The sequence below is a fragment of the Bradyrhizobium sp. IC4060 genome (assembly GCF_020193715.1).
In the GTDB taxonomy this organism is placed as follows: domain Bacteria; phylum Pseudomonadota; class Alphaproteobacteria; order Rhizobiales; family Xanthobacteraceae; genus Bradyrhizobium; species Bradyrhizobium yuanmingense.
On the sequence record NZ_JADYVJ010000090.1, the window covers coordinates 1 to 439 of the forward strand.

1 protein-coding gene is annotated in these 439 nt (G+C 57.2%); it reads right to left on the reverse strand.

Annotation, left to right across the window (positions count from 1 at the left end):
- Positions 1-92: 92 nt before the first annotated feature.
- On the reverse strand, positions 93-439 hold a 347-nt coding region (locus I6F16_RS37630; RefSeq protein ID WP_225174792.1), incomplete at its 5' end, for a glycerate kinase.

The window sequence follows — 439 nt, forward strand, 5'->3', positions numbered from 1 at the left end:
GATCTGTCCATGATGGTCAATCACATTCACGTTATGATGAATTATCGCCATTGCCCGGGCGACAATTTCATTAGCCAGCGCTGTTGTAATAATCATACAGTTATCCGCTTATGTGCCTCTCCGCGCCACCCGCTCAGAAAGGTTCGTAGAACATTCTCCGCGGCGTCGGCGAGGAGCGGTTCGCATGTGTTCATCGACTCTGCCAGCGCCATAGGGCGCTGGCAAATAGACCACATTGCGTCAATATGGTGTTGATATAATTGCCGGCTGCTCTCATCACGCCCGCCGCAAAGGGCCACAACCGGCACGCCATGGCGTGCGGCTTTGCCTGCCACGCCCACCGGGGCCTTACCAAAGGCGCTCTGCCGATCGAGCCAGCCTTCACCCACGATCGTCAGCGCGGCATCGCGAAGATGGTCGTCGGCGTTAAGCAGCTCCA